This is a genomic window from Streptomyces sp. B1I3 (assembly GCF_030816615.1).
In the GTDB taxonomy this organism is placed as follows: domain Bacteria; phylum Actinomycetota; class Actinomycetes; order Streptomycetales; family Streptomycetaceae; genus Streptomyces.
Map to the genome: position 1 here is coordinate 4,159,220 of NZ_JAUSYD010000001.1, position 17,039 is coordinate 4,176,258.

The 17,039-nt window shown below is 71.4% G+C and carries 15 protein-coding genes and 1 pseudogene; 7 read left to right on the forward strand and 9 right to left on the reverse strand.

What is annotated here, in order from left to right; all coding sequences use genetic code 11:
* Positions 1–7: 7 nt before the first annotated feature.
* Positions 8–2,134, reverse strand: a complete 2,127-nt coding sequence (locus tag QFZ58_RS19130; protein WP_307126119.1) for a SpoIIE family protein phosphatase — start codon at positions 2,132–2,134, stop codon at positions 8–10.
* Positions 2,135–2,330: 196 nt separating this feature from the next.
* On the opposite strand from QFZ58_RS19130, the gene aspS reads away from it, so the two are divergent.
* On the forward strand, positions 2,331–4,148 hold the full coding sequence (gene aspS, locus QFZ58_RS19135; RefSeq protein WP_307126120.1) for an aspartate--tRNA ligase: 1,818 nt from the start codon (positions 2,331–2,333) through the stop codon (positions 4,146–4,148).
* Positions 4,149–4,416: 268 nt separating this feature from the next.
* The gene (locus tag QFZ58_RS19140) at positions 4,417–5,169 is read left to right on the forward strand and encodes a hypothetical protein (protein WP_307126121.1); all 753 of its coding nucleotides are present in this window, start codon (positions 4,417–4,419) and stop codon (positions 5,167–5,169) included.
* Between the two features lie 62 nt (positions 5,170–5,231).
* On the opposite strand, the gene metG is transcribed toward QFZ58_RS19140, so the two are convergent.
* Together metG and QFZ58_RS19150 are read right to left on the reverse strand one after the other, a co-directional pair.
* Positions 5,232–6,845, reverse strand: a complete 1,614-nt coding sequence (gene metG, locus QFZ58_RS19145; protein WP_307126122.1) for a methionine--tRNA ligase — start codon at positions 6,843–6,845, stop codon at positions 5,232–5,234.
* A 352-nt stretch (positions 6,846–7,197) separates the two neighbouring features.
* A complete protein-coding gene (locus QFZ58_RS19150) occupies positions 7,198–8,829 on the reverse strand; it encodes a VWA domain-containing protein (protein WP_307126123.1) in 1,632 nt (543 codons plus the stop codon).
* A 288-nt stretch (positions 8,830–9,117) separates the two neighbouring features.
* Here QFZ58_RS19150 and QFZ58_RS19155 point away from each other — a divergent pair, with 288 nt between their 5' ends.
* From QFZ58_RS19155 to QFZ58_RS19165, 3 genes are all read left to right on the forward strand, one after another.
* Positions 9,118–9,372, forward strand: a complete 255-nt coding sequence (locus QFZ58_RS19155) for a hypothetical protein (protein ID WP_373428568.1) — start codon at positions 9,118–9,120, stop codon at positions 9,370–9,372.
* Positions 9,373–9,450: 78 nt separating this feature from the next.
* Positions 9,451–11,130 (forward strand): hypothetical protein, encoded by a 1,680-nt coding sequence (locus QFZ58_RS19160; protein WP_307126124.1) that lies wholly within the window; start codon positions 9,451–9,453, stop codon positions 11,128–11,130.
* Positions 11,131–11,169: 39 nt separating this feature from the next.
* Positions 11,170–11,571 carry an RNA-binding S4 domain-containing protein gene (locus QFZ58_RS19165; protein WP_307126125.1) on the forward strand — a complete coding sequence of 134 codons (402 nt, stop codon included), beginning with the start codon at positions 11,170–11,172 and terminating at the stop codon, positions 11,569–11,571.
* Between the two features lie 9 nt (positions 11,572–11,580).
* On the opposite strand, the pseudogene QFZ58_RS19170 reads toward QFZ58_RS19165, so the two are convergent.
* The 3 genes and pseudogenes from QFZ58_RS19170 to QFZ58_RS19180 all read right to left on the reverse strand — a co-directional run bounded on the left by QFZ58_RS19170 (position 11,581) and on the right by QFZ58_RS19180 (position 13,858).
* A pseudogene (locus QFZ58_RS19170) lies at positions 11,581–11,824 on the reverse strand (DUF2630 family protein).
* A gap of 103 nt (positions 11,825–11,927) precedes the next feature.
* Positions 11,928–12,869, reverse strand: a complete 942-nt coding sequence (locus tag QFZ58_RS19175; protein WP_307126126.1) for an NADP-dependent oxidoreductase — start codon at positions 12,867–12,869, stop codon at positions 11,928–11,930.
* A gap of 122 nt (positions 12,870–12,991) precedes the next feature.
* Positions 12,992–13,858: a hypothetical protein gene (locus tag QFZ58_RS19180; RefSeq protein WP_307126127.1), complete on the reverse strand. Its 867-nt coding sequence runs from the start codon at positions 13,856–13,858 to the stop codon at positions 12,992–12,994.
* A gap of 127 nt (positions 13,859–13,985) precedes the next feature.
* Here QFZ58_RS19180 and QFZ58_RS19185 point away from each other — a divergent pair, with 127 nt between their 5' ends.
* Together QFZ58_RS19185 and QFZ58_RS19190 are read left to right on the forward strand one after the other, a co-directional pair.
* Positions 13,986–14,399 carry a hypothetical protein gene (locus QFZ58_RS19185; protein ID WP_307126128.1) on the forward strand — a complete coding sequence of 138 codons (414 nt, stop codon included), beginning with the start codon at positions 13,986–13,988 and terminating at the stop codon, positions 14,397–14,399.
* A gap of 28 nt (positions 14,400–14,427) precedes the next feature.
* Complete coding sequence (locus tag QFZ58_RS19190) at positions 14,428–14,583, forward strand: hypothetical protein (RefSeq protein WP_307129099.1); 156 nt, start codon at positions 14,428–14,430, stop codon at positions 14,581–14,583.
* 69 nt (positions 14,584–14,652) lie between these two features.
* On the opposite strand, the gene QFZ58_RS19195 is transcribed toward QFZ58_RS19190, so the two are convergent.
* From QFZ58_RS19195 to QFZ58_RS19205, 3 genes are all read right to left on the reverse strand, one after another.
* The gene (locus QFZ58_RS19195; protein WP_307126129.1) at positions 14,653–15,075 is read right to left on the reverse strand and encodes a universal stress protein; all 423 of its coding nucleotides are present in this window, start codon (positions 15,073–15,075) and stop codon (positions 14,653–14,655) included.
* Positions 15,076–15,187: 112 nt separating this feature from the next.
* Positions 15,188–15,847 carry an FMN reductase gene (locus tag QFZ58_RS19200; RefSeq protein ID WP_307128919.1) on the reverse strand — a complete coding sequence of 220 codons (660 nt, stop codon included), beginning with the start codon at positions 15,845–15,847 and terminating at the stop codon, positions 15,188–15,190.
* Positions 15,848–15,849: 2 nt separating this feature from the next.
* On the reverse strand, positions 15,850–16,953 hold the full coding sequence (locus QFZ58_RS19205) for an LLM class flavin-dependent oxidoreductase (RefSeq protein ID WP_307126130.1): 1,104 nt from the start codon (positions 16,951–16,953) through the stop codon (positions 15,850–15,852).
* Positions 16,954–17,039 lie beyond the last annotated feature (86 nt).

Consider the following 17,039-nt stretch of genomic DNA (forward strand, 5'->3'; position numbering starts at 1 on the left):
CGAGGGCTCATGAGGCGCCGACCGCAATGAGTTCAGCCGGTTCCGCCGACTCGTACAGCTCGAACCAGATGCACTTCCCCTCGCCCTGCGGGTCCACCCCCCACGCGTCGGCGAGCATCTCCATCAGCATCAGCCCCCGGCCGCTGGACGCCATCTCGCCGGGCCTCCGCTTGTGGGGCAGCTCGTCGCTGGAGTCGGCCACCTCGACGCGCAGCCGCCGCTCACCCCGCTCGCCGCTCACCTCGGCGACGAGCAGCGCGTCCCCGTCCGTGTGGACGAGGACGTTCGTGGCCATCTCGGAGACCATCAGCACCGCCGAGTCGACCTGCTCCCCGTCGGACCAGTCGTGCAGCAGCTCACGCAGCTGCTGTCTCGCCGCGGCGATCCGCTCGGGCTCCGCCTGGGCGATGGTCATCGCCGAGCGGCGCCCGGGCGGCCTGCGCGTCCGGGGACCTTCGCGGCGCAGCACCAGGACGGCGATGTCGTCCTCGCGCCGGTCCACGAGTGGACCGGTGAGGTAGTGGGAACCCGGGCCGTGCACGGCCTGGAGCAGTGCGTCGGCGAGCTCCTCCAGATCCTCGGTCGCTTCTTCCAGGATGGGCCGGAGCCTGGTCCAGCCGGTGGCCATGTCGTGTCCGCCGGTCTCGATCAGCCCGTCCGTGCACAGCATGATCGTCTCGCCGGACTCCAGGACGACCCGGGTCGTCGGGTAGTCGGCGTCCTTCTCGATGCCCAGGGGCAGGCCGCCCGCCGTCTGCCGGATCACCGCCGTGCCGTCGACGCTGACCACCACGGGGTCCGGATGGCCCGCCCGGGCGATGTCCAGGGTGCCGCTGTCCGGGTCGGCCTCGGCGTACAGGCAGGTGGCGAAACGCGCCGTCGTGAGCTCGTCCTCGCCGTCCCCCGGTTCGTACGCGTCGTTGAGCCCGGACAGGAAGCGTGAGGCCCGGGAGAGCACCGCGTCGGGGCGGTGCCCCTCGGCGGCGTAGGCCCGCAGGGCGATCCGGAGCTGGCCCATCAGCCCCGCGGCCCGCACGTCGTGGCCCTGGACGTCACCGATGACGAGGGCGATACGGCCGTTGGGGAGCTGGATCATGTCGTACCAGTCGCCGCCGACCTGGAGCCCGCCCCCGGTCGGGATGTAGCGCGCGGCGACGCTCAGCCCCGGGACGCCCGGCCCCAGGGACGGCATCATCGCCCGCTGCAGCCCCAGTGACAGCTCGCGCTCGGTCTCGGCGACCCTGGCCCGGGTCAGCGCCTGGGCCAGCATCTTGGCCACCGTCGTCAGCACGGAGCGCTCGTCGGGTGAGAAGGGCACGCTGTGCCGGAACCCTGCCATCCAGGCGCCCATGGTGCGGCCCGCGGCGATCAGGGGCAGGAAGGCCCACGAGCGGCGTTCGAAGGCCCTGGCGAGCGGCCAGGTGACGGGGAAGCGCCTGCGGTACTCCTCCGGGGAGGAGAGGTAGATCGCCTGCCCCGTCCGTACGGCCTCGGCGGCCGGATAGTCGGTGTCCAGCGGCATGTCGGTGAACGGTTCCTCGTCCCCCACGTTCTGCCCGTAGTGCCCGATCACCGTCAGGCGTTCGCCCGAGATCCCGAAGACGGCCAGCGCGTCCGGGGAGAACCCGGGCATGGAGAGCGAACCGGCGACCCGCAGCACCTCCTCGGTCGATGCCGCCTCGGCCAGCGCCCGTCCCGCGTCCAGCAGGAAGGCCTCGCGCGAGCGGCGCCAGTCGCCCGTGAGGGGGGTGTAGACCGCGGTGGCGTCCGGGGTCTCGGCGACCTCCTCCAAGGTGCCCATCAGCACGTACTCGTGGGGGGCGGAGGGTGGTCCGACGCCCACGGGCTTCGACCTGCTCCGTACCGTCCGCAGCACCTTGCCCTGTTCGTCCACGACGCGCAGTCTGGCCTCGGCCACCGTGTCCTCGGCGATGGCGAAGTTCACCACTCCGTCGACCTCGTTCCAGTCGGCCGGGTGGAAGCGGGGGCGCACCTGCGCACCGTGGCGGACCGTGGGCTCGGCGGGCAGTCCGAGCAGCCGGGCCGCCTCGGCATCGAGCGAGACGGTGCCCGCCGAGCTGTCCCAGCTCCACAGACCGGTCCCGATCGCAGCCAGGATCTCCTCGGTGCGCATTGCCCCACTTTATGAAGATATTCTCCACGGACGCCACCGAGGGACAGCCGCCCGGTGCGCGGCCGGGCGTGCGCCACGGCCCCGTCCGGCGGACGCCCCGGGACCGTGCGGCATCAATGTCAACGAAGTGGTGCGTCCCCGGGCGGTAGCCTGGGGTGTCAATCCGCCCCGAACCGCGAAGACTGGATGAACGACGATGCATCGGTACAGGTCCCACACCTGCGGCGAGCTCCGCGCCTCTGACGTCGGCACCGACGTCCGGCTGAGCGGCTGGCTGCACAATCGCCGAGACCTGGGCGGCATCCTCTTCATCGATCTGCGTGACCACTACGGTCTGGTGCAGCTCGTCGCGCGCCCCGGCACTCCCGGCAACGACGCCCTGGCGAAGCTGACCAAGGAGACCGTCGTACGGATCGACGGCAAGGTCTCCGCGCGCGGTGCCGAGAACGTCAACCCGGAGCTCCCGACCGGTGAGATCGAGATCGAGGTCACCGAGGTCGAGGTGCTGGGCGAGGCCGGCCCGCTGCCCTTCACGATCAACACCGAGGACGGGGTCAACGAGGAGCGGCGCCTCGAATACCGCTTCCTCGACCTGCGCCGCGAGCGTATGCACCGCAACATCATGCTGCGCTCGGCCGTGATCGCCTCCATCCGCTCCAAGATGGTGGCCCTCGGCTTCAACGAGATGGCGACGCCGATCCTCACCGCGACCTCCCCCGAGGGCGCCCGCGACTTCGTCGTCCCGTCCCGCCTGAACCCGGGCAAGTTCTACGCGCTGCCCCAGGCGCCGCAGCAGTTCAAGCAGCTGCTGATGATCTCCGGCTTCGACCGCTACTTCCAGATCGCGCCGTGCTTCCGCGACGAGGACGCCCGCGCCGACCGCTCGCCCGGCGAGTTCTACCAGCTCGACGTCGAGATGTCGTTCGTCGAGCAGGAGGACATCTTCCGCCCGATCGAGAAGCTGATGACCGAGCTCTTCGAGGAGTTCGGCAACGGCCGCCACGTCACCTCGCCGTTCCCGCGCATCCCGTTCCGCGAGTCGATGCTGAAGTACGGCAACGACAAGCCGGACCTGCGCGCCAAGCTGGAGCTCGTCGACATCTCCGACGTGTTCGCTGACTCCGGTTTCAAGGCGTTCGCCGGCAAGCACGTCCGCGCCCTCCCGGTGCCGGACACCGCGGGCCAGTCCCGCAAGTTCTTCGACGGTCTCGGCGAGTACGCGGTCGAGCACGGCGCCAAGGGCCTCGCCTGGGTCCGCGTCGGCGAGGACGGCACGCTGGCCGGTCCGATCGCCAAGTTCCTCACCGAGACGGACGTCAAGACCCTCACCGAGCGACTCTCCCTCGCTCCCGGCCACGCGGTCTTCTTCGGCGCCGGCGAGTTCGACGAGGTCTCCAAGATCATGTCCGCCGTCCGCGTCGAGGCCGCCAAGCGTGCCGGCCACTTCGAGGAAGGCGTCTTCCGGTTCTGCTGGGTCGTCGACTTCCCGATGTACGAGAAGGACGAGGAGACGGGGAAGATCGACTTCTCGCACAACCCCTTCTCCATGCCCCAGGGCGGCCTGGAGGACCTGGAGACGAAGGACCCGCTGGACATCCTCGCCTGGCAGTACGACATCGTCTGCAACGGCATCGAGCTGTCCTCGGGCGCCATCCGTAACCACGAGCCCGAGCTGATGATCAAGGCCTTCGAGATCGCCGGGTACGACCGTGAGACCGTCGAGCACGAGTTCGCGGGCATGCTCCGCGCCTTCCGTCTCGGCGCCCCGCCGCACGGTGGCATCGCCCCGGGCGTCGACCGCATCGTCATGCTGCTCGCCGACGAGCCCAACATCCGCGAGACGATCGCCTTCCCGCTCAACGGCAACGCCCAGGACCTGATGATGGGTGCCCCGACCGTGCTGGACGAGACCCGGCTGCGCGAGCTGAACATCCAGCTCCGCAAGCCGGCCGCACCGGCGAAGGACAAGGCCGAGGCGAAGGACTCGGTGGCGAGGGACACCGGCGCGAAGTAGGCGTCAGAGGTTCCGCTTCGGTTCAACGTGAAACAGCCCCTGACCACCGGTCAGGGGCTGTTTCACGTGGGAGCCGCCCCGGGAGGCCGACGGCCGGGGCGGCCTGGCGTGCGTACGGGCATCCGCGCGCAGGCTGCCGGAGGGCGGGTACACGGACAGCGGCTCCAGGTACAGCCGGATGGCCCCGGTTCCGGTTCGCTACCGGCGGGTTCGGCAAAGACTGGCACCGAAGGAGACCTGTCGCCCTGCCATCGAGGAGTTCCGTACCGTGTCCGTCCCTCGTCGCCCGTATGCCCTTCTCGTAGCCCTGTTCCTGCTGGTCATCGGCTGCTCCGCCGGTGCGGCGAAGACGGCCTCGCCGCGTGTCGTGGCCGGTCCCGAGGCTTCGGCGGCTCCGTCACCCTCTCCGGTGGTCCTCGCCCCGCCCCGGAAGATCCCGGGGCTGGGCCCGCTGACCAGAGTGCAGATCCCGGCCACCGCCAGGCAGGCCGTCGTGGTGACCGGACAGGGCCCGGACCTCAACCGCTCCTCGGTCGTGCTCTACACCCGCGACGATCCCGCACTGGGCTGGAGACCGGAGGCGGGACCATGGACCGCCCACAACGGCATGAAGGGCTGGACGGACCACCATGTGGCGAGCGATCTCCGCTCCCCCGTCGGGGTGTTCGGGCTCACCGACGCGGGCGGCCGTCTGCCGGACCCCGGTGCGCTCCTCCCGTACGACGAACAGTCGGGGTTCGACGTCAGCGGTGAGGGCTTCCTGGGCGAGCCGCTGGACGGCTCCTTCGACTACGTCGTCGCCATCAACTACAACCGCACCCCCGGTACGAGCCCGCTGGACCGCGACCGGCCGCTCGGCGAGGAGCGGGGCGGCGGCATCTGGCTCCACGTGGACCACGGCGGCCCCACCCAGGGCTGCGTCTCGCTTCCCGAGGACAGGATGAGGGACCTGCTGCGCACCCTGGACCCGGCGAAGTACCCGGTGATCGTCATGGGGGACGCCGCGTCGCTGGGTCGATGACCCCGTACGGACGGAGGGCCCGGGACCGATACAGGTCCCGGGCCCTCCGTGCGTGACGGCGGTTACGCCGGCTTCTCCTCGAGGCGCGGGAAGAGCACCGCGCCCTTCGTCACCGTCACGCCGACGGGCAGCCTGCCCCACCGGCCCGCGTCCTGGACCCGCTGGTCGGCCAGGGCGCCCAGGGACGCCTCGGCGCCCAGGGAATCCCACAGCTTCTGCGAGGTGTCCGGCATCACGGCGTTCAGCAGGACCGCGACACCGCGCAGCGACTCGGCCGCCGTGTACAGGATGGTCGCGAGCCGGGCCTGGCCCTCCGGCGACGTGTCCTTGGCCACCTTCCAGGGCTCCTGCTCGGTGATGTAGCCGTTGACCTGCTTCACGAAGTCGAAGATCGCCAGGATGCCGCCCTGGAAGTCCAGCTCCTCGCCGATCTTCCGGTCGGCGACGGCGACGGCCTCGGCCAGCCCTTCCTGGACCGCTCGCTCGGCGTCCCCGGCCGCCGTGGCCTCCGGGAGCGCGCCCCCGAAGTACTTGCCGACCATGGCCGCGACGCGCGAGGCGAGGTTGCCGTAGTCGTTGGCGAGCTCGGAGGTGTACCGGGCGCTGAAGTCCTCCCAGGAGAACGAGCCGTCACTGCCGTAGGCGATGGCCCGCAGGAAGTACCAGCGGTAGGCGTCCACGCCGAAGTGGGAGGTCAGGTCCTGGGGCTTGATGCCGGTCAGGTTCGACTTCGACATCTTCTCGCCGCCGACCATCAGCCAGCCGTTGGCGACGACCTTGCCGGGCAGGGGCAGTCCCTGCGCCATCAGCATGGCCGGCCAGATGACCGAGTGGAAGCGCAGGATGTCCTTGCCGATCAGGTGCACGTCCGCCGGGAAGGTGCTGTCGAACTTCTCCTGGTTGGCGCCGTAGCCCACCGCTGTCGCGTAGTTGAGCAGGGCGTCGATCCACACGTAGATGACGTGCTTCGGGTCCCACGGCACCGGGACGCCCCAGTCGAACGTGGAACGTGAGATCGACAGGTCCTGCAGGCCCTGCTTGACGAAGTTCACGATCTCGTTGCGCGCCGACTCGGGCTGGATGAAGCCCGGGTTGGCCGCGTAGAACTCCATCAGCTTCGGGCCGTACTCGCTGAGCTTGAAGAAGTAGTTCTCCTCCTTGAGGATCTCCACCGGCTTCTTGTGGACCGGGCACAGCTTCGTGCCGTCCTCGGCCTCGATCAGGTCGCCGGGGAGTTTGTACTCCTCGCAGCCCACGCAGTACGGGCCCTCGTAGCCGCCCTTGTAGATCTGGTCCTTGTCGAACAGGTCCTGCACGAACTCCTGCACACGGTCGGTGTGCCGCTTCTCCGTCGTACGGATGAAGTCGTCGTTCGCGATGTCGAGGTGCTCCCAGAGGGGCTTCCAGGACTCCTCGACGAGCTTGTCGCACCAGGCCTGGGGCGTGACGTCGTTCGCCTCGGCCGTGCGCATGATCTTCTGACCGTGCTCGTCCGTGCCGGTGAGGTACCACACCTTCTCGCCGCGCTGACGGTGCCAGCGCGTGAGCACGTCGCCTGCGACGGTCGTATAGGCGTGGCCCAGGTGAGGAGCGTCGTTGACGTAGTAAATGGGGGTCGATACGTAGAAACTCTTCACGCCGTCGCCCCCTTGCTTCTCGGATCCAGTGGCCGCCATGGTCGAAATCCTAACGGTCCGTGGAAGATCCCCTCACATCGATAAAGGCGGCTCACGACGCGGAGGGTTCCGCGGAACATGCTGCGCACCCCGCCGGCCACGCAGCGGGCCGCGATCCGGGTCCGGGCGGCGCTGCCGGCGGACGGGCCCTGGAGGTCCGCACACCGGACCCGTGGTCGCCCAGGGCGACGTCGGCGGTCCCTTCCGGCCGTTCCGGCGCGATGAGGGGTGGCCGGACGGGCCGGGGCCCGGTCTGTCGCCCGTACGGTCGATCACGATGGCTCGCGGCCCACGGTCACGGCGGTGCCCGCTCCCGAGGGAGGGCTCGCCGTGACCGTACGGCTCCGGTGGATCAGTCCCCGGCGACGATTCCGCGGGTGGCGGCCCAGGCGGGCAGTCCGGCGAGCACGGCCCTGTAGAACTTCGCGTCGGCGACCTCGCGGGGCGCGGGGCCTGCGTGGAAGAACCCGGCGTTCTCGACGTCCAGCCTGCGCAGGAATTCGAAGGCCTTCGCGTCCTCGTCGCCGAACGCGACGAACTGGAAGAAAAGCGGCAGCCGTGCCGCGTCCGCCAGGGCCTGCCTGGCTGCCTGCTTGGCGTCCGGGGCCCCGTCCGTCTGGAAGATCACGAGTGCCGGTCCGGCCGCCCCGGACTTCTCGTAGTGCGCCACGACCTCCTCGACGGCCCGGTGGTAGTTGGTACGTCCCAGCCGGCCGAGGCCGGCGTGCAGCTCGTCGATCCGCCCCTCGTGCGCGCCGAGGTCGATGGCCCCGGTGCCGTCGATGTCGGTCGAGAAGAAGACGACGGGCACGGTGGCGTTCGCGTCCAGGTGCGCGGCCAGGGCCAGGGTGCGGTCGCCCAGGTGCTGGGCGCTGCCGTCCTTGTAGAACGGCCGCATGGACCCGGACCGGTCGAGGACGAGGTACACGGTGGCCCGCAGCCCGGTCAGTCCCTGGGTCTTGAGCGCGGTCTGCGCCGCCTTGTAGGGGGCGACGAGCTCGGGCGCGGCGGCCTTGACGCGGGCTTGGGTGACGGCGGGCCTGGGCGCGGGGGAGGGCTTGGCCTCGGCGGCTGCCTCGACCGGTGCCGGGGTGGGCCCGGTCGCCGGCTCTGCCGTCTCTGCCGTGGTCGGGGGCTCGGGCGCCGGCTCGGCGGCGGCCTCCCGGGCTTCCTCGGCCGCCTCCGGCTTCGGGGCCTCGTCGGTGACCTCCGGGGCGGCTTCGGCAGCCGTATCCGGCTCGGCCTCGGCCTCGATCTCCGCGCGCGCAGGCGCGGCAGCGGCCTCGGCGGCGGGCTCCTGCTCGGTCTCGGCGTCCGAAGTCGTGTCGGCGTCCGGGGTCGTGTCGGCGGAGACGGCCGGGTCGTCAGCCGCAGCCGCAGTCGTCCCGGACGGTGCCTCCACCGGTGCCTCGGACGGTGCCTTCGGCGCGTCGGCCTCCGCGTCCGGCTCGCTCGTCGGCGCGTCGGCCTCGGCGTCCGTACCGGCCTTCGCTTCGCCGGCCCCGGCGTCCGCGACGGGCTCCGGCTCCGCTTCCGTCTCCGGCTCCGGGTCCATGTCGATCGTGATCGGCGTGACGACGGCGGGCTCCGGCGTGACGGTGGCGTCCGCCGTCTCCGGGTCCGCCTTCGTCTCCGCCTTCTTCGTGTCCGCGTCGGCCTTCCTGGCATCCGGGTCCGGCCCCTGGGCCGGAACCGTCGGCGCGGGTGCGGAGGCCGACGGGGACGCGGACGTGGCGGCTGCCTTGTCGAAGGCCGCCGCCACCAGGTCCGAGGCCGGTCCGCCCTCACGCGCGTCGGTGGACCGGTCCGAGGAGAGGGAGGCCGGGGCCGATACCGAGGCCTTCGCGGGCTCGGCTGCCGAAGGGGTCTCCGGCTCCGGCTCCGTGGGCTGGGTGCGATCGGCCTGGGGCGGGACGGTGGCCGTGGTCGGCTCGTCCTGCTCCGTGCGGCCGAACACCTTGCGCAGCAAGCTCCGAATGCCCATGGGCGAGGCCTTTCGCATGAGTTGGGTGCGATTAATGTCCGTACTGCGGGAATTGCTCCCTGGCCAGGGCGGATACGTAAGGTTAGCGGCCGGATCCGGCCGTTCGGTGGCGCGGCCCGCCCCGCGTCGAGCGGCTCCGGTAACGGACTCTCCCACACCGGCGGACCCGGACTTCACCCGCCGTTCGCCGCCGGTCCCACGCATCGCGTGGATGCGCACCTACCGTCACGCGGGACGGAAGGGGCGAAGACGTGCGCGGTCTGCTGCCGCTCATCGGCCGGCACCCGGGTGGACGCTCTGCGCCGACCTGCCGCCACCGCCGAGTTCGTCCCCGGGCAGCGGATGAAGCAGGGCAACCGGCGGGCCGCCCCCGAGCACACCCTCACGCTGCTGGACGAGGGCGCGCCGAACGCCGCCCAACTGACCGGCGACGTCGTGCCCGCCGCGGAGTCCGACGGGTCGGGCAAGCCGCCCTCCGGCGGCGAGTTCGACGGCAGCGGTGTCCGGATCCCGCTCGTCACGGGAGCCCCGCCGCATGGGTAGCGTGACCGGCCGGTGCACCTGATGCCCACTCAGGCATGCGGGCCGGCACATACGCGCACACTCACGAAGGGCCGTCACATGGGACGAACACCCCGCAGAGCACGCCTCGCGGCCTGCGCCGTGGCAGCGGGAGCACTGTTGTCCGCGCTGGTACCGGCCGCAGGGGCGGCCGCCACGGCCCCACACTCCTCCCCGCCCGCGGCGGCCGACGATCCCGTACCCGGCCACGAGGGCATGCCCGACGACGGCTTCGCGGACGAGCCCGAGGGCGAGCAGGACGACCTGGCCGGACCGGCGGCGGCTCCCTCCGCCCGGGAGAGCGCCGGGCTGCAGGCCGCGCCCGTTCCCGGCCGGGCAGGTGACTTCCGGCTGGCAGCCGGTACCGGCCTGTCCGGGCTGGTGGGTGACCTCGGCGCCGCGCTGCCGAAGCAGGGCCTGACCGAGCTCATGGAGCAGGCCAACCGAAACGCCGACTGGAACACCGACTGCGGAGACACGGGTATTTACGGCCCCGACCTGGTGGCCGCGCCCCGCGTCTGCTGGGAGGACGACGACGCCACCTCGTCCGAATGGGTCCCTCAGGCCATCACCGGCGTCTCGGACGCACAGGAGGACGAGGACTGGGGCACGTCGAACGCCGAGCCCCTGGCCGTCGGGGGGTACGACGCGGTGAACCCGGGCCGCAGCGACTACGCGGAGAACCGCGACAACTGCCTCGGGGGTTCCGCGTCGGACGCCTGCAACGAGAAGGGCATCCGGGTCAGCTTCTTCAACCAGGCGACGAAGAAGTACCGCCACGTGCTACTCGTCTGGCCCTACGTCAACTCCAAGGACCACATCTCCTTCGACGCCCTGCACGCGAGCGAGGGCACGTGCACCGCGGCCTCCGGCGTGACGGCCTCCTGCAAGGCGCAGAACGGCATCCACGCGGGTGGAATGGTCTGGTACGGCAACTACCTGTACGTCGCGGACACCGCCAACGGCATGCGCGTCTTCGATCTGCGCAAGATCATGGACCTCAACCCCGACGACGACGCCGCCGTCGACGATCCCACGCCGGACGGCCTGGTCAGCGACGTCCAGGACAAGAAGCGGATCGGCCGTCAGAGCAACGTCTGGTACGGATACGGCTACCGGTACGTGATGCCCCAGATCGCCACCCTGAACTTCACCACGGCGAAGAACGGCGGCACCACCAGCGGGAACCAGTGCTACGCCACCGGCCGTCCGAAGGCCTCCTACATCTCGCTGGACCGGACGGACACGGACCACCTGATCCTCGGTGAGTACTGCAACACCAACAACGGGGGGACCAGCCCCGGCCGGGTCGCCACCTACCCCATGAGCGCGCTCACGGCGGCCGTGGAAGGCGCTTCAGGGACGGCCGCCGCCGCAGACCTCGCCTACGGGCTGCCGGGCGACGGCGAGTTCGGCGGCGAGAAGCTCTGGCACAAGATCCAGGGCGTCACGCGCTACGAGGGCACGTGGTACTTCCACCGCAGCAACGGCTACGACAACGGGCGGCTCCTCCAGGCCACCCCGCAGTCGGTCGACGGCACGACCCGGCTCGTCGGCAACCCGAAGATCCTGCAGAGCGCCTTCGGCCCGGAGGACCTGTACCTCGCGCACGGCCGGGGCGACGGACTCACCCCGAAGCTGTGGTCGCTGAGTGAGCACGCGCCGAGCAGGTGCGGCGTCTGCAAGCGTGAGCTGTACAGCTACGAGATGAGCGATGTCATCGGCGGCTTCGGCTCCTGACCTCACGCCGGGGCGCCTCACCGGACTACAGTCGGTTCCATGGTTTCCGGTGAGGCGCCGCAGGCGGAGGGAAGCGTCCGGGTCGACGTCTGGATCTGGTCGGTCCGGCTGACGAAGACGCGGTCGCAGGCGGCCGCCGCCTGCCGGGCGGGGCATGTTCGGGTCAACGGCGAGCGGGCCAAGCCCGCCCAGGCGCTGCACACGGGAGACGAGGTGCGCCTCCGGCACGCGGGCCGGGACCGGATCGTCGTCGTGTCGAAGATCGTGAAGAAGCGCGTCGGGCCGCCGGTGGCGGTGGAGTGCTTCGTCGACAACAGTCCGCCCCCGCCGCCGCGCGAGGCGGTTCTCCAGGTCCCGGTCCGCGACCGGGGCGCGGGCCGCCCGACCAAGCGGGACCGCCGGGAGCTGGAACGGCTCCAGGACCGGTGGGACAAGCCCTGACGGGGCTGATCAGCTCTCGTACCCCTCCACCTCGTCGGCGGGACGGACCCTCGCCGCCGACGGGTCCTCCCCGTACTCACTGAGTGCGCGACGCTGCCTCAGCAGGTCCCAGCACTGGTCCAGCCGGACCTCGACCTCCCGCAGCCGTGCCCGCTCCTCGGGGGAGAGTCCGTCCACGGTCGAGCGGGAGCGCAGGTCGCGCTCCTCCGGAGACCAGCTCGTCGATGCTCTCGAAGATGTCCTGGTCGCCCATGTGCCTCTCCCGGGTCGGTGTACGGCGGTTCCTTCGGGTTCCTGCGGCGCCGTCGGTTTTCCTGCGGTCGCGTCGGGTGTCCTGCGGGGGCGTGTCCGTCGGTTCAGATGGTGAAGACGGTCTTCCCCCGCGCGCCGCCCGCACGGTTCTGGACCAGTGCCTGTGGGGCCTTCTCCAGAGGGAGCTCCATGTCGACGGGCACGCTCAGCTCCCCGCACGCGGCCGCGGCGGCCAGCTCGTCGAGCAGGCCGGCCGTCGGGGCGAACCGGAAGTCGACCCAGGCGACGCCCGCCGGTGCGGCGGCCCCGCGGGTGGTGACCGCGACACCGCCCTCACGCACCAGGGCGGCATGTGCGGCGAAGGCGGCCGGACGGGTGGACACCAGGTCGACGAGGGCGTCCACCCCGCCCGGGTACAGCTCCTTCACCGCCGCGTCCAGCGTCCCGTCGGCGAGGCTCGTGTCGATGGTGGCCGTGGCCCCGAGCGCCTTCATCCGTCTGCCCTCGTCGCCCCGTACCGCCGCGACGACCGTGATGCCGCGAGCTGCGGCCAGCTGCGTCAGGAAGCTCCCGACTCCGCCCGCCGCACCGACGACCAGCAGGCTCAGGCCGCTGCGTACCGCCGTGCCTCCCAGGATCTGGGCGGCGGTCCCCCCGGCCGTCGGGAGCGCGGCGGCGAGTTGGAGCGGCAGGTCGCGCGGAACATGGGTGATCGGGGAGTTCTGAGGGACGCACACGTACTCGCTGTAGGCCCCGCACCGCCCCGGAGGCGTCACCGTCACCCGGCCGAAGACGGGGTCGCCGACCCGGAACGGGTTCTCACCGGGGCCGATCATGTCCACCCGGCCCGCGAAGTCGGCTCCCAGGATCAGCGGGTACGCCGAGGAGCCGGCCCCGTCCGGGGCCCGGTCGCAGATCTGCCGGTCGAGCGGGTTGAGCGCCGCGTACTCGACCTTCACGCGCACCTCACCCACACCGGGGTCCGGCTTCGGCACCTCGACGGGGCACGGCTCCGCACCGAACGCGCTGACAGCGATGGCTCGCATACGGCCGGCCTCTCGGTCGCCCCCGACTCTCTCGCATCCACTCTCGCCCGGCCCACGCACCCGCGCACGTCGGGCCCCCGGCCCACACACCCGCGCTGCCCGGCCCCCGGCACCCGCTTCCCCTACCGCGCCGTACGGCTTCGCATCGCCAGGAACCTGCCCACCGCTCCGCCGACCAGCAGCACCGCCCCCGCCAGCAGCACGATCCACACCGTCGTCCGCAGCGAGGCGGTGAGCGCGTCGTACACGGCCGCGGCTCCGTCCCGGTCGCCGCCCGGCACCTGGTCCAGCGCCCGGCCGCGGCCCACGGCGACCGCGACGCGCAGCAGGACCGCGCCGAGGACGAACCCGCCCCCCACCACGGCGGCGGCGCCGAGCCCGGCCCGTGCCCCGCCCTCCACCACCGCGAGCCCGAGGACCAGGACGAGCAGGACCACCGTGCCGACGGCAGGCCAGACGCCGCAGTACCGCAGCCACCGGAACGAGGTGCGCAGGTCGTCCGCCCTATCGGCGGACAGTACGGTGATCGAGGTCTGCCGGACGGGGATCTGATCGGCGAACGGCACACCGCTGCTGATCAGTTCCTCCCTGACCCCCTGGATCACGGGCGCCAGGGCGATGGTCACCGCCGGTCCCCCGTCCTCGTGCAGTGCGTCCGTCACGGCCTCGTGCGCCGTCCGGTTCGCGGCGTCCCAGGCCCGCCGGAAGGCCTCGGTCGTCGTGAAGGAGCGCGCGGTCTTCCGCAGGAACTCCGCGACGGTGTCCTGCAGCGGGCCGGCGTCGATGTTCCGCATCGCCTCGTCGCTGATCAGTGTGGCCACGGTGTCCTGCACGTCCGCGTCGGAGGCCAGGGGCGAGACGGCTGCGAGGTACCGGTCGGTGTCGTCGATCTCGAGGTCGACCCAGGCGGACAGGGCGCTCACCGGGACCAGGACGGCGAGCAGGACGAGCAGTACCGCCGACAGAGCCGCTGAGAGATAGGTCCGCACAGTCCCCAGCCAATCCCCCGGGGCGGCCGGGCGCCGCAGGCCGTAGCCCATTCGAGTTGCCGGGCGGCGCGGCCGGGTGTGCTCTGGAGGAACAGAGGGACGGGGAGAAGAAAGGGAGTTGTCCGCCATGGCCACTCACGCAACGATGCCGGCGCGTGGACGACGCGCGCGTGCGCGCACCCCGGCACGGCACCGGCACACCCCGCTCGCCTGGGCGGTGCCGGTCACGCTGGGCGTCATCCTCGGCTTCTGGGCCTTCTTCATCCGGCGGGACGGCGGGACGACCACGGACGGGCAGATCTGGCTCGGTGTCGTCTCCGGAGCGGGCTTCGCCGCCCTCTGCTTCGCGCTGGGCCGGATGCAGCGCGCGCTGCCGCGCGAACTACGCGCCGCGGCCTACGGCGCACTGTCGGGAGCCGCGATCGGCTACCTGTACAGCCTGCACGACAACAGTGTCCTGGCGTCGACCGTGCTCGGACTGGTGGTCGCCGCAGGAATGCTGTGCATGGCGTACTACGTCTTCCACACCCGCGAGGAGTGAACGCCCCGCCTTCCGGACTCCTGTCACGGTGCGGTCGCCGGCCCGGCGACCGCACCGTGACGTCGTACGCCCCGAGGAGGCGGACGGGCCCGACGCGGCCGTACGCGATCTGGTCGCACTGGCCGGTGCGGCGGGCGCACCCGACAACGTGGCCTGTGTCGTCGCCGACGTCGTCGCCCTCTGAGTCCGCGGCGCTCCTCCCGTCCCCAGGTGCCGGCCGGGGGGCGGAAGGGCGGGGCCGCAGCGGCCGTGCCTAGTCGTGGACGACCGTGACCGGGCAGGAGGCGTGCTGGGTGACGTGGAGGCTGACCGAGCCGAGCAGGGTCGCCTTGAAGCCGCTGTAGCCGCGTGCGCCGACGACCAGCAGGTTCGCGCCCCGGGACCGCTCGAGCAGGGACAGTGCCGGGTTGCCGATGACGACGACCTTCCCGACGGCTGCCGCGCCCTCGGCGCCCAGGGCCTCCTCCAGCGCCTCGGTCAGTGCCACGGTCGCCACCGCCTGCGGGTCGAAGTCCTCCGGCATGCCCGGCATCATCGACGCCCAGCTGGTCGCGGGGTACTCCCAGCTGTTGACCGCCTCGACCTCGTCGCCGGTCAGCTCGCCCTGACGGACGGCCCAGCGCAACGCCCTGATCGACGCGTCCGAGCCGTCCACACCGACGACGATCCTGCCCATGTCCGCCTCCACCTGGTGCCGAGCGCTTCCGGCATGTGTCTCACATGCGTCCACTCAGCACAACCCGAGGCGAAACGGACATCGGTGGCCTCGTCGGCCACCGGTGTCCCGCTCAGCCGGCGCGCAGCGCGGCGAGCTGCTGCTCGAACGGCACGACCGCTTCCTCGCCGTCGTCGAGCGTGGGCGCCCGGGACGCCCCGGAGACGGTCCGCCCGGTGACGGCGGAGGCGAGCTCGCCGCCCGCGCGCCGGATCCGGGACGGCAGTCCCTCGGTGTACTCGTCGCCGGACGAGCCCCAGTCCTCGGAGGCCGCGTACACGGAGGTCGGCAGGACGACCGCCCGTAGGTAGGCGAAGAGCGGACGCAGCGCGTGTTCCAGGACCAGCGAGTGGCGGGGGGTACCGCCGGTCGCCGCGACGAGGACGGGCTTGCCGGTCAGGGCGGTGGGTTCGATGAGGTCGAAGAAGGACTTGAACAGCCCGCTGTACGAACCGGCGAAGACGGGCGTCACGGCGATCAGCCCGTCCGCGCCTGTCACGGCGTCGATCGCCGCCTTCAGTCCGCCCGGCGGGAAGCCGGTGACCAGGTGGTTGGCGATGTCGACGGCCAGGTCGCGCAGTTCGACGACCTGCACCTCGACCCGGCGGTCCTGGTCGGCGGTCAGCCGCTCGCGGGCTGCCCCGGCCAGCCGGTCGGCCAGCAGCCGGGTGGACGAGGGGCTGCTGAGCCCGGCGGCCACGGCCACGATCTTCAGGGGGGCGGTGGTGAGCACGGTCATCGGAGCTCCTTCGGGCCGGCGTCGGCGGCGGTGCGGGCGGCGGCGACCGCCGGGTGGACGGGGGCGTCCGGCACACCGGCCGGGCGCAGGGCGGCGAACTCCTTGCGCAGCACGGGTACGACCTCCTCGCCGAGGATGTCGAGCTGCTCCAGGACAGTCTTCAGCGGCAGTCCCGCGTGGTCCATCAGGAACAGCTGGCGCTGGTAGTCGCCGACGGTGTCCCGGAAGGACAGGGTCCGCTCGATGACCTCCTGCGGGGAGCCGACGGTGAGCGGGGTCTCCCGGGTGAAGTCCTCCAGCGAGGGTCCGTGGCCGTAGACCGGGGCGTTGTCGAAGTACGGGCGGAACTCCCGTACCGCGTCCTGGGAGTTCTTCCGCATGAACACCTGGCCGCCGAGACCGACGATGGCCTGCTCGGCGGTGCCGTGCCCGTAGTGGGCGTAGCGCCGGCGGTAGAGGTCGACCATCTTCGCCGTGTGCTCCATGGGCCAGAAGATGTTGTTGTGGAAGAAGCCGTCGCCGTAGTAGGCGGCCTGCTCGGCGATCTCCGGGGAACGGATGGAGCCGTGCCAGACGAACGGCGGTACGCCGTCCAGCGGGCGCGGGGTCGCGGTGAAGGACTGCAGGGGCGAGCGGAACTTGCCCTCCCAGTCGACGACGTCCTCGCGCCACAGCTTGTGCAGGAGCGCGTAGTTCTCGATCGCGAGCGGGATGCCCTGGCGGATGTCCTTGCCGAACCAGGGGTAGACCGGCCCGGTGTTGCCGCGGCCCATCATCAGGTCCACGCGGCCGTCCGCGAGGTGCTGGAGGGTGGCGTAGTCCTCGGCGATCTTCACCGGGTCGTTCGTGGTGATCAGGGTGGTGGAGGTGGAGAGGATCAGCTTCTCGGTGCGGGCGGCGATGTAGGCGAGCGTGGTCGTCGGCGAGGACGGGACGAACGGCGGGTTGTGGTGCTCACCGGTCGCGAACACGTCCAGGCCCACCTCCTCGGCCTTCAGGGCGATCGCGAGGGTCGCCTTGATCCGCTCGTTCTCGGTCGGCGTCCTGCCGGTCGTGGGGTCGGTGGTGACGTCCCCGACGGTGAAGATCCCGAACTGCATGGCGCCCGCCTCCTGCTGATTTGGTTGAACGTTGAACTATGTGAACACATCCTACAACGGGGAGCCCCCCTTCCCTATTCCGCACG

Bases quoted from the DNA above. Each gene is read 5' to 3' on its own strand.
- QFZ58_RS19205 (WP_307126130.1), bottom strand. From the start codon at position 16,953: ATGCAGTTCGGGATCTTCACCGTCGGGGACGTCACCACCGACCCCACG.
- aspS (WP_307126120.1), top strand. From the start codon at position 2,331: ATGCATCGGTACAGGTCCCACACCTGCGGCGAGCTCCGCGCCTCTGAC.
- QFZ58_RS19195 (WP_307126129.1), bottom strand. From the start codon at position 15,075: ATGGGCAGGATCGTCGTCGGTGTGGACGGCTCGGACGCGTCGATCAGG.
- QFZ58_RS19150 (WP_307126123.1), bottom strand. From the start codon at position 8,829: ATGGGCATTCGGAGCTTGCTGCGCAAGGTGTTCGGCCGCACGGAGCAG.
- QFZ58_RS19165 (WP_307126125.1), top strand. From the start codon at position 11,170: ATGGTTTCCGGTGAGGCGCCGCAGGCGGAGGGAAGCGTCCGGGTCGAC.
- metG (WP_307126122.1), bottom strand. From the start codon at position 6,845: ATGGCGGCCACTGGATCCGAGAAGCAAGGGGGCGACGGCGTGAAGAGT.
- QFZ58_RS19175 (WP_307126126.1), bottom strand. From the start codon at position 12,869: ATGCGAGCCATCGCTGTCAGCGCGTTCGGTGCGGAGCCGTGCCCCGTC.
- QFZ58_RS19160 (WP_307126124.1), top strand. From the start codon at position 9,451: ATGGGACGAACACCCCGCAGAGCACGCCTCGCGGCCTGCGCCGTGGCA.
- QFZ58_RS19130 (WP_307126119.1), bottom strand. From the start codon at position 2,134: ATGCGCACCGAGGAGATCCTGGCTGCGATCGGGACCGGTCTGTGGAGC.
- QFZ58_RS19185 (WP_307126128.1), top strand. From the start codon at position 13,986: ATGGCCACTCACGCAACGATGCCGGCGCGTGGACGACGCGCGCGTGCG.